We start from the raw sequence: 13048 nt of genomic DNA on the forward strand, positions 1-13048 counted from the left end.
TTCGAGTGATCAATTATTTCGAATCGAGCAATTCCAAGTTCGTTCGCCATTTCGCCGTAATAAAATCCAAGTATTTCTGATATCCCGCTTCCATCGAATCTTCATGCGCCCGATCCAATATTCTTAAAACCTCCTCATCCGTTACGCCGAACAAGGCATCCGCTCTCGCTTTCAGCCAAATATCCTTTACTTTGCGATGGATGTTCCCTTCCTCGGAATCAGGCAGCGGATGAAGATTAATGAACGGGGTCGCATCGCCCTGCGACTTCCAGGTTACTTTTTGCTGCCAGTTGGTGGCCCAGTTCCGTTTCTCCTCTGGAAGCGTTGCTTCGTAATCGCTTTTCATTTTATCCAAATAAACGGTATTGCCGACCCAAATCATATCACCCGAAATCGCTTGAATTTGAGCCAGCCCTTCCGGATCATCTCCATACTTGCTTGTGAAATTAGGCGTGATTCCGTCTTCTTTGAACCCGTCCCAATAGCCGTCCGGACCCGGCGGCCCCCACATTTGCACGGCAGAGCCCTCGGGGCCGGTCATCCAGTCCAGCATGGCGAAGATCGCTTCCGGATTTTTCGCGCTCTTCGTAATGGTCGTCACATTCCATCCGAGAAGATTGTAGGTGCCAGGGTAAATTTTTCGCTTATCGAGCCCGTCTTTATAGATCGGGTCAATAAAGGAATAACCGTCCTCGGGATTGTTTTTCCTTAACTCCGCATCTGCCGTCATCACCATCTTCATCGGATCGGCGCTGGCAAAGACGGCAACGTGTCCGTTCAGCAGCTTCTCTCCCACCTGATCCTCCGTCTGTGTCATGGCATCGGGAGTCATGAGCCCCTCCCGCATGAGCTTCGCTGCGAATATGGCCGATTCCCTGAACCCTTCATCCTTATAAATGGAGGTCATCTGGTCGTCGGTCGTAACGGCGTAATATCTCGTAAAGCTGAAATTATTTTCTTTGAACGAGGAGAACAGCTGGTCGATGCCATGCCCTTCTCTCGCCAATCCCGTTTCGAAAGGGACGACTTCCGGGTAACGGTCCCTCACTTGCTTCAAATAAGAATAAAGATCATCCGTCGTCTCCAGCCTCGGCGAGCCGAGCTGCTTATAAATCTTCTTATTCACCACAAAACCGGCGTTGCCGTTTGGCTTATTTGTATAATAATTCGGAAAATAATAGATCTTCCCATCCGAAGCTCGCAGCAGATTGAGCACCTTCGGTCCGGCCCACTGCTTAAGATTCGGGTATTTCTCTATGAAATCATCCAGCGGAACGAGCAGGCCGGCCATACGCAGCCGTTCCAAATCAGAATCACGCTGCCCCCAAATCATATCCGGCAGCTTGTTGCCGGCAATCATCTTCTGCAGCTTCTGTATTCCGTTGCCTTCCGCACTGATCGCTTTCACATGAATATTCATGTGGTCCTTGATCCATTTGGAGGACGGGTCGGCCCCCCATTTCGGCATATTATAATAGCCGTAGTGGGCATAGAACGTCACCTCAAGCGGCTCTTGGCCGAGCAGGTACAATGCGCTTCGATCCGTTGGCTGCTTCTCAAATTCTTTATTGCCTCCATGTTTTTCATTCTCGACTGTATTATCGGAATGACCGGAGTTACTGCACCCGGTAAGCGATACTAGGAGAAGAGCGGCAAGCATCAGCCAGCGCCATTCTCTGTTTCTATGCATGCTCAAACCTCCCCTAATCTCTTCTATTAATTATTAATTTTCTCTATTAATAACGAAGAGAGAATACCATAACGTTACATAACAGGCAATACAGCCCTATAAATTGAAAAAAAGAGAGACGACCCAAGGGCGCAATGCGCCCTTGGAATTCATCCTCTATCCTTTAGTCATACCCATGCTTTATTTGCCGGCAAGCTTCGCTTTGTTCGCCTGCCATAGCTCCGTGCGGTATTCAAGCAGCTTGCCGTAGCCCAGTTTTTGGGCGTCAGCTTCAGCTTTATCGAGAATTTTGTCAACCTCTTCGTCGCTCTTCGCGCTGGTCACATTCGCATAGACCTCAAGGAACAAGTCGTCTATCGATTGCTTAATAATGCCCAACTCGCTGTCCGGCTGCGGGTTAAGGCCGATGAATTCCGTTGCGTTTTGTTGCGTAGGCCACGTAATCTTGTATTGATAGCGGGCTCTCCAATCCTGCTGTTCTTCAGGCACAGACAATATATATTTCATCTTCGACGGATCGATGTAGCCTGTGTTGCCGACAAGCATAATCGCATCGTTCTCGCTCTGAATTTTCTTAACCTCTTCCGCGTTGTAATTTGCGGTGAAGTTCGGTTGGCCGTTAGCGTCAAAACCCTCCCAGTTGCCGCCCTCCGGACCAAAAAATTGCACGTTCATCCCTTCTGGACCGGTCATCCAGTCGAGGAAGGCAAAGAGCGCTTCCGGATCTTTCGCATTCTTCGTAATGTAAGCTGCGTTCCAGCCCAACGTCGTGTAAGTGCCCGGATAAATTTTGTTCTTGTCGAGACCTGGCTTATGGATCGGCCAAATCATGAAATAACCGGCGTTCGGATCATTCTTAGTCAGGACTTCTTGCGCCTCACCAGCGAACGTAGTTGGACTTGCGCCCGCGAACACGGCCACTTTTCCGTTCATCACCTTTTCTTTCACCATATCCTCGGTTTGCGTGAACGCGTCCTGCGAGATCAGCTTCTCGCGGAACAGCTTGGCGATATACTTCTCCGCCTCGCGGAACACCGGATCAGTAAAGATTGATGTCAACTTGTCTCCCTGCGGCACAGCGCGCAAGCCTTTACTCAAATGGGTATAGGACGCGCCTTCGCCAAAGGCCGTATACAACACGCCGAGACCTTGCGCGTCTTGGGCGCGGTGCGGCTCGAACGGCACGATCTCCTTGCCGTATTTATCTCTTACCTTTTTCAGATACTCGTACAGATCATCAGTCGTCTCCAGGGTTGGCGAACCGAGCTCTTCATAAATTTTCTTGTTGATGACGTAGCCTGCATTACCCGCCGGACGGCCCGTATACCAATTCGGGAACATGTACAGCTTACCGTCGTCGGAACGGAGCATGTTCAGATCGCCCATCCAGTCGCGCAGATTGGTATATTTGTCGAGATATTCGTCGAATGATACGAGCATTCCGTTCTCACGCAAACGTTCGATGTCCGGATCGTATTTGTCGCCCCAGATGATATCAGGAAGCTGGTTAGACGTAATCAGCGTGTTCAGTTTGGCGGTATGATCACCGGCTGCCGAGATCACGTTGACTGTAACCTGTCTCTCCTCTTTCAGCCATTTGCCGAGAGGTCTGCTTTCCCATTGCGGGAAGTCCGAGTTTTTATAATGCGCGTACAGTGAGAACGTCAGCGGTTTTTCTCCGAGCACCCATTTGTCGTCCTCCGCCGGCTTCTCGGTACCCTTCGGAGCATCCGACGGCTTATCCGTCGCCGTATTGCCCGGTTGGTTATTTCCTCCCTTGGAGCCCGAACTGCAGCCTGCAAGTACGGCAGTCAAAACGAGCATGAGCGATGCCGCGACCAACAACGGCTTCTTCCATTTCTTCATCTGGATCCCTACCCCTCTCATATTTGAATACATCTATGTCCAAAGCGAATAGACGCCTTAAACCAACAGTCAGCGTTACCCATGCCCTACTCCTTCAAAGAGCCGATCATGACGCCCTTAACGAAATATTTCTGCAGAAACGGATACACAAGCATAATCGGGATCGTTACAACCATCATCATCGCCATCGTCAGCGATTTCGACGTAATCGTCCGCCGCTCTTCCAGAATGGCCATCGAAGCGGAATCAAGGAGCGATGATTGCTCGGTTACAATGTTGGTGTTAATCGTATAGCGCAACAGCGTTTGAATCGGAAACAGATGATCCTTGGAAATATAGATACTCGGCAGAAACCAATCGTTCCAATGGGCAATTGCGGTAAACAAGCCGAGTGTCGCCAGCACCGGACCGGACAGCGGCAATATGATCCGGAAGAAAATCCCCCAACTGCTGCAGCCGTCGATTTGGGCCGATTCTTCAAGGCCGGCCGGCAGCTGTTTGAAAAAGGTCCGAAATATAATCATGTTCCATACGCTAATCACCACCGGAAGAATAAAGACAAGAAAATTGTCCATCAACCCGAGCGAGCGGACGACCAGAAAGGTCGGAATTAATCCCCCGCTGAAATACATCGTCACGATAAAATAAACCATATAATAGCTTCGCCCCATCAGATTCGATCGGCTTAAGCCGTAAGCGAGCAGTGAGGTCATGAAGATCGCGCTGATCGTTCCAGCGATCGTACGCAGCACGGAAATGACAAAGCCGTTCAATATACGGTCATCATTTAATACAATTTGATAGTTTTCCAAGGTAAACGCCCTCGGCCAGAACGTGACGCCGCCCATGGAGGTATCCGCGCCAAGATTGAAGGAGATGACCAGCGCATTCCAGAAAGGATAGAACGAGCTGAAGCTCAGCACAATAAGAAAGAGATAGATGAATATCATTAGGACCCGGTCGCCAACCCCTGTTCGTTTCAACGTCGCGCCGCCCTCCGTTCGTGTAATCTGATGCTTACCATAAGCTGTTGCCAGATCTGCGAGCCATATAGTTGGCCATCGTCAGCAAGCCCACGCTGATGACCGCTTTGAAGAGTCCGACCGCGGCTGCATAGGAATAGCGCTGATTACCCAGGCCGACGCGATAGACGTAGGTGTCGATAACATCCGATATCGGGCGCAGCAGCGGATTGGTAGCAAGTAAGAGAATGTCCTCGAAGCCTGCGCTCATCATATTTCCTATAGCCAATATGAAGAAAATAATAACGACCGGCATAATCATAGGCAGCGTAATCAAATAAATTTGTTTAAAACGGCTGGCTCCGTCGATTTGCGCGGCTTCGTATAAATGCGGATCGATTCCCGCTATCGCTGCCAGGAAGACGATTGAATTAAAACCGATTTCCTTCCACACATTAACCGAGATTAGAATGCTCCAGAAATAGGATTTCTCCGACAGGAAATTAATCGGCTCGTCGATTAGCCCCAGCTTTTCCAGCAGCATGTTGATGCTTCCGTTGTCAACGGCCAGCAGCGAAGTAGCAAGTCCCGCTAGAATGACCCATGACATAAAATGCGGCAAGTACGTGATCGTCTGCACTACCCGCTTGAACATCATCTTCCGAACTTCATTCAACATCAGCGCTAGAAAGATCGGCGCCGGAAATCCGAACAGCAGCTTCAACAAACTGATGACGATCGTGTTTCGCATGACGTTGGCAAACTCCGGAGCATTGAAAAACATCTCGAAGTGCTTCCAGCCAACCCAGGGGTTATCCCAAATTTTCGAGCCGGTAAATACGCTGTAATCCATAAAAGCGGTGAATACGCCGTACATCGGCAAGTAAGAGAAGACGAAGACGAGCAGTATGCCCGGCCACACCATCAATTGAATATCCCACTGCTTGACGAAGCGTGCGAACCCTTGCGGCGGCCGGTATTGCGGCGTCGCCGGCGACACTTTCTGAGACTTCTGTTCTGTCGTTGCTTGGGCCATGCTTAACCTCCCGTATCGATTTGCTCCATTCTGCATCCCCATTCTACCCCTGTCTGAAAATCGAAACGATATAACAAATACCCGATTATTTATACTTAGCCATGAATTTTTGCGCATTTTCGTGTTAGCTTTATGGAAGTTAAACGCAAGATTTGGCATCCATTTAATGTAGCAATCCGATTTGCCCTTCAAATTCGCGGTATTGCAACAAAAAAGCTGCCTCTCGAAGGAGACAGCCTTTAGATATAACTTGACCAGAATTTGGAATAGACAGCATTCAGGGGTAATCCGCAATGAGAGGGGGGAGTATTCTGCGACCTAGGATACTATTGTATTGTGGGACTTGCGCCGCACCGCATATGATTTTGCCCCCCGCTAATCATTATGTTTTTATCCCCCCGGTTCAGAGGAATGTCCCCCGTTAATCTTTTCTTAAAATCATCTAGAATTTGGGTGTAGCCAGTTCAGATGCTGGCCGATAAGGACAAATCATTTTAAGGGGGATTTACCAAGTGAAAAAGTCATCTGTAGTTCTCGTAAGCCTGGCGTTGCTCATGACTACGATCATTTCGGCATGCGGCGGCGGCGGCAATAACAAACCGACCAACGCACCGACGGAAAAACCGGCTGAAACGCAAGCTCCTGCTGCAACGGAAGCTCCGAAAGATCCGGTATCGCTCCGCGTGTTCTCCACTTTCGGCGGCACGGACGCTGCAAAAGCGGCATTCGAAGGCTTGCTCGCCGATTTCCAAGCGGCTAACACGAACATCAAAATCGAAAACGACGTTATGTCCGCTAACGACGACGGCTTCCGTACAAAAGTCAACACAGACATGACTAGCGGTAACGAGCCTGACATTTTGTTCTACTTCGTAGGTGCTGACGCTGAAGGCTTCACGAAAGCCGGCAAAGTCGTGCCTCTGAATGAACTGCTTGATGCCGATCCGGCTTGGAAAGGCGGTTTCTCGCCAGCTGCTCTGGAATCCGTAAGACAGCCTGACGGCAACATTTACGCCGCTCCTCTGACTGGTTTCTATGAAGGCCTGTTCGCAAACAAAGCGCTGTTCGAAAAATACAACCTGGAACTGCCAACCGACTTCGATAAATTCAAAACAGCGGTTGAAACATTCTCCAAAAACGGCATTATCCCATTGTCCGGTCCATTCGACCAATCTCACTACCTGATCGAGCACTTCGTATTGGCTGCTGCCGGTCCTGAAGGCCAAAAGAAAGGCATTCTTGACGGCGTAGATCCAAACTGGGAAAAAGGCCTTGCCGCTCTGAAAGAAGTAGGCGACCTCGGCGCATTCCCGAAAGACGCTGCAACGATCGATCTGAGCATGGCTGGCAACTACTACAGTGAAGGCCTCGCTGCAATGATCATCGAAGGCTCGTGGGCTGTAGGCGGCTGGGCGCAAGCAACGAAGGATAGCTCCACTGTTCTGCCATTCCCTGCAATCCCTGGCGGCGCAGGCAGCGGCAAAGACGTTGTAGGCGGCTTCGGTTCCGGCTACTACCTGTCGAAGAAGACGTATGACGACGCGGCTAAGAAAGACGCTGCCGTATTGTTCTTGAAATACCTGACTTCCCCAGAAGCGATTCAAAAAATTGCGCAAGCAAACGGCGGTACTCCTGCAGCCAACGTCCAAATCGACGGCCTGCTGCCAGTACAGCAAGAAGGCTTCGCTATGGTAGCTAACGCAGCATCGATCACAACTCCGATCGACAGCAAAGTAGCTCCTGAAACGTTCACAACGATCCGCGCTGGTATCGGTCCAATCGTTAAAGGCAGCAAAACGCCTGCGGCTGTACTGAAAGAAGCGCAAGATATCGAGATAGCAACGAAGAAATAAGAAGGCTGCCAGCTACTCGTCACAATGGAGATGACTTTCGCCGCCCGTCGAGGCGGCGAAGTCGTTTCATCAAGAAAAATAAACATCAAAGGTGATAAAGATGAAGGGCGATAAAAAATATATCTTGATGTTTTTGCTACCGGCGGCAGTGTTTATGTCGATCTTCTTGTACTACCCGTTTTTCAAGAGCATCTACCTTAGCTTTTACCGCACAAACGGTTTTTTTGAAAAGAAATTCGTCGGCTTCGACAACTACACTCGAATGCTCTCCGACAAGCTGCTCGGACAATCAACGTTGAACACGCTCGAAATTATGATTTACGTCCTGCTGTTCCAGGTCGGCATTGCGCTCCTGCTTGCCGTGCTGGTCGACAATATTAAATGGGGCAAAGGGATTTACCGAACCGTTTTCTTCTTCCCGGTAGTCATTTCGGGGACAGCGATTTCCTTGCTTTTCGTCTTGTTCTACAATTATCAGTTCGGTTTGCTGAACAACATACTGGCTAGCTTCGGCATCGAGAAAGTGCTGTGGCTGGATGAGAACAACGCCTTGAAGGCCGTAGCCGTGCCTACGGTTTGGCATTATGTCGGATTCTATTTCGTTTTATTCCTTACCGCGATGTCGAAGATTCCTTCCGATTTCTATGAAGCGGCCAAGCTCGAGGGCATTACCGGCGTGAAAAAGACGTTTCTGCTGACCATTCCGCTCATTATGAGCGACATTAAAGTCGTCGTAACGCTTGCCATTACCGGTACGCTGAAAATATTCGAGTTCGTCTGGGTTATTTCCAGAGGTCAGAACGGTACGGAAGTGCTGGGAACGTACATGTACAAAAAAGCGATGGTTGACACGAACTTCGGTTACGGCTCTACAATCGCCATCTACATGGTCGTATTCGGGATATTGCTTTCCCTGCTGGCCAACCGATTGCTCAAGAGAGAGGAAATCACATACTAAGCTGGTGTTAGGGGTGTACAATGATGCAACAATCGTTAACTAGGCAATACGGGACTCAGCCCCAACGCTCGGGAAAAATAAAACGTTTTTCCTTCAGCACCTTCTTCGTATACTTGACTCTGACCGCTTGGGCGCTGACGACGATTTACCCGATGTTCTGGATCGTCAACAACTCCTTTAAAGTATCCCGCGACGTCATGAACGACTCGTTCAGCCTCGCACTTAATCCGGTTATGGTCAATTACGACTCGGCCTTCGACCGGATGAATATCGGCAAAAGCTACATCAACAGCTTGATTATGTCGGGCAGCACCGTTTTGCTCGTCCTGCTGTTCGGCGGTTTGGCGGCCTACGTGCTTTCCCGCTTTCAGTTTAGAGGAAAAAGATATATTTTCTCCATTCTGTACGGCAGCTTGCTCATTCCCGCCTTTGCCACTGTCGTACCCGTATACGAGCTGCTTATCAAATGGAAAATCGTTAACACGTATTTAGGTCTCATATTGCCGCAAACGGCAGGCAATCTCACGTTCGCCATTCTCGTTATGGCGGGATTTATGGCCACCATTCCGAAAGAGCTGGAAGAAGCCGCGTTTATCGACGGCTGCAACCGTTGGAGCATATTTACGAGAGTTTTGCTGCCGATGGCAAAACCGGCCTTCGCTTCGACAAGTATTTTCGTCTTTCTCTGGTCGTATAACGATTTGTTCTCGGCGCTTATTTTCGTCAACAAAGAAACGGTCCGGCCGATCGTTTCCTTGCTCAACGAGATCAGCTCGCAGTACGGCACCGACTTCGGCCTGATGGCTACCGCAGTATCGTTGACCGTCATTCCGGTTCTTATCGTGTATCTCTTCGTCCAGAAGTATATCGAGAAGGGCCTGACAGAAGGTGCAATCAAAGGCTAAAGGATTCCGCCGTCACCCCCTATAGGCTCCAATCCACTTGGAGGCTTTAGGCGATGACGGCGGTTTTTTAATGGCGATCGGAAGAACCCTCTGACCCGCAGCGTTTTTCCTCGCTTAGTGTCAAGCACTGATTTCGGTTTTGAGCCATAGAAATTAACCTATTTTTAATGTTTTTCGAACACCGCGCTAATACTTCTCCCATATAGTTAGAGCATGCCAAGGGGAGGAGGAACGTAAAGTGATCGTATTTGATGTCATTGTCGACGGTGAAGTGAAGGAAACGATTAAACCGTCTAACCTTAGATTGAAGGAAATTTACGCTTTTATGCAAAAAGAAGCGTTGAGGCTGCAGGAGCGGTATGCCGGATCTTTTTCTATCCATCGCAGACTGGAATATTAACGACAAAAAGATGACCACCAGGGCCATCTTTTTTTATTGCCTTGCTAGCAGCTAAAAGCTAATGCAGCGGCCATGCCGGAAGCGGATCACGGAACGCGCTCCAATCGGCGTTCATCTCTTCGTCAGATAAAAGGCAACGATCGAGTACGCCAATAACCTCGTCCTGCTGCAAATCAATACCGATAAAGACAAGCTCTGTAATGCGGTCGCCCCATACCGGATCCCAATTATTCTGAAGCTCCGGCGATTCCTCGAACATATACTGCCTCTCGATCTCAGGCAGCGTCGCTACCCAATAACCTGCCGCGCCGAATTGGATGGACGGTCCGGCCTGGCTAAGACTCGCCCCGATATCGTTGCGGCTAGACAGCCATAGAATGCCTTTGGCTCGTACAACCTCCTCTGGCCATTTGTTAAAGAAATCAGCGAGCCGTTCCGGATGGAAAGGCTTTTTCCGCCGATAGACAAAGGAGCTAATGCCGTATTCGTCCGTTTCCGGCGTATGACTCTCCTGCTGCAGCTCCTTCAGCCATCCGGCCGACCGGCTTGCTTCGTCGAAATCGAACAGGTTCGTGTTCAAAATTTCCGCCGGATCGATCTCGCCCCGCGTCGTCCGCACGATTTTGGCTCGCGGCTGCAGCTTGCGCAGCATGCGCTCCAGCTCTTCCAGCTCATCCTCTTCGACTAGATCGCATTTGTTCAGCAGCAGCACATCGCAAAATTCAATCTGATCGATCAACAGATCGACTACTTCCCTCGCGTCGTCCTCGCCTAGCGCCTGTTTGCGCTCAACCAGGCTGTCTCCGGACGAGAAGTCATGCCAGAAGCGGTAAGCATCCACCACTGTCACCATACAGTCGAGCCGGCAAAACGCGGACAGATCAATCCCATTTTCGATGTCTGTATAGGTAAGCGTCTGAGCAACAGGCACCGGCTCGCCAATTCCTGTCGACTCGATCAGAATGTAATCGAATCGTCCTTCCTTCGCCAGCCGTTCCACTTCAATCAACAAATCCTCACGCAGCGTGCAGCAGATGCAGCCGTTGGACATCTCGACGAGACTCTCCTCCGTGCGAGACAAGCTGCTGCCTTGCCGGATGAGACCGGCGTCGATATTGATTTCGCTCATGTCGTTCACGATGACGGCGACTTTTAATCCTTGGCGGTTGTTCAGCACATGATTTAATACCGTTGTTTTGCCGGAACCGAGATAACCGCTCAACACAGTCACCGGTATTTTCGAATTTATCATCTTTTTCTTCGCTCCTTTTTATCTTGTTTCCCGATGCAGCGTAATCCTCTTGAGGCGCGGACAATATTTTTTCAGTTCCAAACGCTCCGGATTATTTCTTTTGTTTTTCGTCGTTGTATAGTTCCGGTCGCCGGTTTCGGTGCAAGCTAAAGTGACAGTGACACGCATTTAAAAATCTTCCTCTCTGCATCATTTAATCGTAATTATTACTATTTGATCTCAATTAAAAAGAGCAACCTAAGGAATACTCTACTGTTCTTTTATTAATAGTAATCATTACGATTAAATAATATACATTCATTCTCCACTCGTCAATAGCTAATTTTATTGGCTCAAAATCAGGCTCAAAACCGAAATCAATCATTGACTTGAAATGAGAAAAAGCGCTGCGGGTCAGAGGGTTCTTCCGATCGCCATTAAAGCCTGATTCCTTTGTTTGATAGTTGTCTGCGGTAGGAATCTGGCTTAAAAAAGCGACCACTACCGTTTCTCCAGAATCCCTCTGCCCCTTCGCTGCTTTCTCTTTTTCAGTCAAGCATTAATTTTAAGTTCAATCCCAGAATCATAATCCTTGCTTGAACCACTGCACCGATCCGATGCCGTCACCATAAAAAAAAGCTTTCCGGGAGCCATGACTGCATCAGGCTCTCGGAAAGCTTTATTTTAATTGCTTATTCGCCGTACTGTTCGATTTTGATCAGGTTGGTCGCGCCTGCTTTGCCGCTTGGCGTGCCCGCTGTAATGACAACGTAATCGCCTTGCTTCAGCAGACCTGTTTTGCCGCCATCCTGCAGAGCCGTGCGGAAAATATCATCCGTAGACTCAGGCTTGTTCTCGCCCCTTACCGGAATAACGCCCCAGATCAGCGCCAGACGAGACAGCACTTTATCATTGGATGCAACCGCAATAATCGGCGATTTCGGACGGTATTTCGAAACCATCCGCGGCGTAAAGCCGCTTGCCGTCGGCGTCACGATTGCCGCTGCGGACAGCTCCAGCGACGCGCTCACAACCGCCTCACTGATGACCTCGGTAATTCCCGCAGTTTGTTCCTGTCTGCGTTGACGGAATACGTCAGCGTAATCAAGCATCGATTCCGCTTTCTCGGCGATCGAAGCCATCGTAGCAACCGACTGCACTGGATATTTGCCGGCTGCCGTCTCGCCGGAGAGCATAATGGCGTCCGTTCCTTGCAGCACCGCATTCGCTACGTCGCTGACCTCTGCCCGCGAAGGACGAGGGTTTACTTGCATTGAATCAAGCATATGCGTCGCGACGATAACAGGCTTGCCTGCCCGGTTACACTTCGCGATCATTTCCCGTTGAATCATCGGCACTTCCTCAATCGGGATTTCAACGCCCAGATCGCCGCGCGCGACCATAATACCGTCGGAAGCCTCAATAATTGCGTCGAGGTTTTCTACGCCCTCTTCATTTTCAATCTTCGAAATAATTTGAATATGTTCCGCACCGTTTTCTTGCAGCAGCTCGCGGATTTGCAAAATATCTTCAGCCCTTCTTACAAAGGAAGGTGCGATAATATCGATTCCTTGCTCAATGCCGAAATGAATGTGACGGATGTCCCGCTCGGTTACGCCTGGAAGCGTCGTCCGGATGCCTGGCAGGTTTACCCCTTTGCGAGGCTTGATGATTCCGCCGTTTATGATGCGGCATACGATTTCCGTTCCTTCACTCGACTCGACCTCAAGCTCGATCAGACCGTCGTCCAGCAGGATCGTATTGCCGGGTTTGACCACGAGCGGAAGCTCTCCATAGTTGACGTGGATACGCTCGCCGTTGCCGAGAATTTCTTCTGTTGTCAGCGTCAAACGTTCTCCCGCCTGCAGTAAATACGAATCGCCCTGCAGCTTCCCAATCCGCACCTCTGGTCCTTTAATATCGAGCAGCACTGGCACAACAACGCCCGTTTCTTGGGCAGCCTTCCGAATGCTCACGATTCTAGCTGCGTGATCCTCCAGCTCGCCATGGGCCATATTTAATCTCGCCACGTTCATTCCTGCTAGCATCATGTTCTTCAGTACGTCCGGCGACTCGCAAGCAGGTCCCATCGTGCAGACGATTTTCGTTTTGCGCAGCATTTCTATTACCTCCCGAGTTAAAGCTTG

12 protein-coding genes are annotated in these 13048 nt (G+C 49.8%); 4 read left to right on the plus strand and 8 right to left on the minus strand.

Going from position 1 to position 13048, the window contains the following annotated elements; all coding sequences use genetic code 11:
- Nucleotides 1–13: 13 nt before the first annotated feature.
- From ACFVTB_RS19945 to ACFVTB_RS19960, 4 genes are all read right to left on the minus strand, one after another.
- A complete protein-coding gene (locus tag ACFVTB_RS19945) occupies nucleotides 14–1690 on the minus strand; it encodes an extracellular solute-binding protein (protein WP_387752999.1) in 1677 nt (558 codons plus the stop codon).
- Between the two features lie 180 nt (nucleotides 1691–1870).
- Nucleotides 1871–3556 (minus strand): extracellular solute-binding protein, encoded by a 1686-nt coding sequence (locus tag ACFVTB_RS19950; RefSeq protein ID WP_387753001.1) that lies wholly within the window; start codon nucleotides 3554–3556, stop codon nucleotides 1871–1873.
- Between the two features lie 86 nt (nucleotides 3557–3642).
- Nucleotides 3643–4539, minus strand: a complete 897-nt coding sequence (locus ACFVTB_RS19955) for a carbohydrate ABC transporter permease (RefSeq protein WP_387753004.1) — start codon at nucleotides 4537–4539, stop codon at nucleotides 3643–3645.
- 34 nt (nucleotides 4540–4573) lie between these two features.
- Nucleotides 4574–5554 (minus strand): ABC transporter permease, encoded by a 981-nt coding sequence (locus ACFVTB_RS19960; protein WP_387753007.1) that lies wholly within the window; start codon nucleotides 5552–5554, stop codon nucleotides 4574–4576.
- A 512-nt stretch (nucleotides 5555–6066) separates the two neighbouring features.
- Here ACFVTB_RS19960 and ACFVTB_RS19965 point away from each other — a divergent pair.
- From ACFVTB_RS19965 to ACFVTB_RS19980, 4 genes are all read left to right on the plus strand, one after another.
- Nucleotides 6067–7407, plus strand: coding sequence for an ABC transporter substrate-binding protein (locus tag ACFVTB_RS19965; protein ID WP_387753010.1), 1341 nt, complete (start codon nucleotides 6067–6069; stop codon nucleotides 7405–7407).
- A gap of 100 nt (nucleotides 7408–7507) precedes the next feature.
- Nucleotides 7508–8365 carry a carbohydrate ABC transporter permease gene (locus tag ACFVTB_RS19970; protein WP_387753013.1) on the plus strand — a complete coding sequence of 286 codons (858 nt, stop codon included), beginning with the start codon at nucleotides 7508–7510 and terminating at the stop codon, nucleotides 8363–8365.
- Nucleotides 8366–8385: 20 nt separating this feature from the next.
- Nucleotides 8386–9270: a carbohydrate ABC transporter permease gene (locus ACFVTB_RS19975; protein ID WP_387753016.1), complete on the plus strand. Its 885-nt coding sequence runs from the start codon at nucleotides 8386–8388 to the stop codon at nucleotides 9268–9270.
- A 238-nt stretch (nucleotides 9271–9508) separates the two neighbouring features.
- The gene (locus tag ACFVTB_RS19980) at nucleotides 9509–9670 is read left to right on the plus strand and encodes a mechanosensitive ion channel protein MscL (RefSeq protein WP_387753019.1); all 162 of its coding nucleotides are present in this window, start codon (nucleotides 9509–9511) and stop codon (nucleotides 9668–9670) included.
- Between the two features lie 58 nt (nucleotides 9671–9728).
- Here the strand turns inward: ACFVTB_RS19980 and ACFVTB_RS19985 are convergent, their stop codons facing one another.
- From ACFVTB_RS19985 to pyk, 4 genes are all read right to left on the minus strand, one after another.
- A complete protein-coding gene (locus ACFVTB_RS19985; protein WP_387753021.1) occupies nucleotides 9729–10922 on the minus strand; it encodes a GTP-binding protein in 1194 nt (397 codons plus the stop codon).
- Nucleotides 10923–10940: 18 nt separating this feature from the next.
- Nucleotides 10941–11090: a 50S ribosomal protein L33 gene (gene rpmG, locus ACFVTB_RS19990; protein ID WP_387753024.1), complete on the minus strand. Its 150-nt coding sequence runs from the start codon at nucleotides 11088–11090 to the stop codon at nucleotides 10941–10943.
- 55 nt (nucleotides 11091–11145) lie between these two features.
- A complete protein-coding gene (locus ACFVTB_RS19995) occupies nucleotides 11146–11403 on the minus strand; it encodes a hypothetical protein (RefSeq protein WP_387753026.1) in 258 nt (85 codons plus the stop codon).
- Nucleotides 11404–11593: 190 nt separating this feature from the next.
- Nucleotides 11594–13018 (minus strand): pyruvate kinase, encoded by a 1425-nt coding sequence (gene pyk, locus ACFVTB_RS20000; RefSeq protein WP_387753299.1) that lies wholly within the window; start codon nucleotides 13016–13018, stop codon nucleotides 11594–11596.
- Nucleotides 13019–13048: the final 30 nt, after the last annotated feature.

Source organism: Paenibacillus sp. NPDC058071 (assembly GCF_042885235.1).
In the GTDB taxonomy this organism is placed as follows: domain Bacteria; phylum Bacillota; class Bacilli; order Paenibacillales; family Paenibacillaceae; genus Pristimantibacillus.

Bases quoted from the DNA above. Each gene is read 5' to 3' on its own strand.
- ACFVTB_RS19945 (WP_387752999.1), bottom strand. From the start codon at position 1,690: ATGCATAGAAACAGAGAATGGCGCTGGCTGATGCTTGCCGCTCTTCTC.
- ACFVTB_RS19950 (WP_387753001.1), bottom strand. From the start codon at position 3,556: ATGAAGAAATGGAAGAAGCCGTTGTTGGTCGCGGCATCGCTCATGCTC.
- ACFVTB_RS19960 (WP_387753007.1), bottom strand. From the start codon at position 5,554: ATGGCCCAAGCAACGACAGAACAGAAGTCTCAGAAAGTGTCGCCGGCG.
- ACFVTB_RS19970 (WP_387753013.1), top strand. From the start codon at position 7,508: ATGAAGGGCGATAAAAAATATATCTTGATGTTTTTGCTACCGGCGGCA.
- ACFVTB_RS19975 (WP_387753016.1), top strand. From the start codon at position 8,386: ATGATGCAACAATCGTTAACTAGGCAATACGGGACTCAGCCCCAACGC.
- ACFVTB_RS19985 (WP_387753021.1), bottom strand. From the start codon at position 10,922: ATGATAAATTCGAAAATACCGGTGACTGTGTTGAGCGGTTATCTCGGT.
- rpmG (WP_387753024.1), bottom strand. From the start codon at position 11,090: ATGCGTGTCACTGTCACTTTAGCTTGCACCGAAACCGGCGACCGGAAC.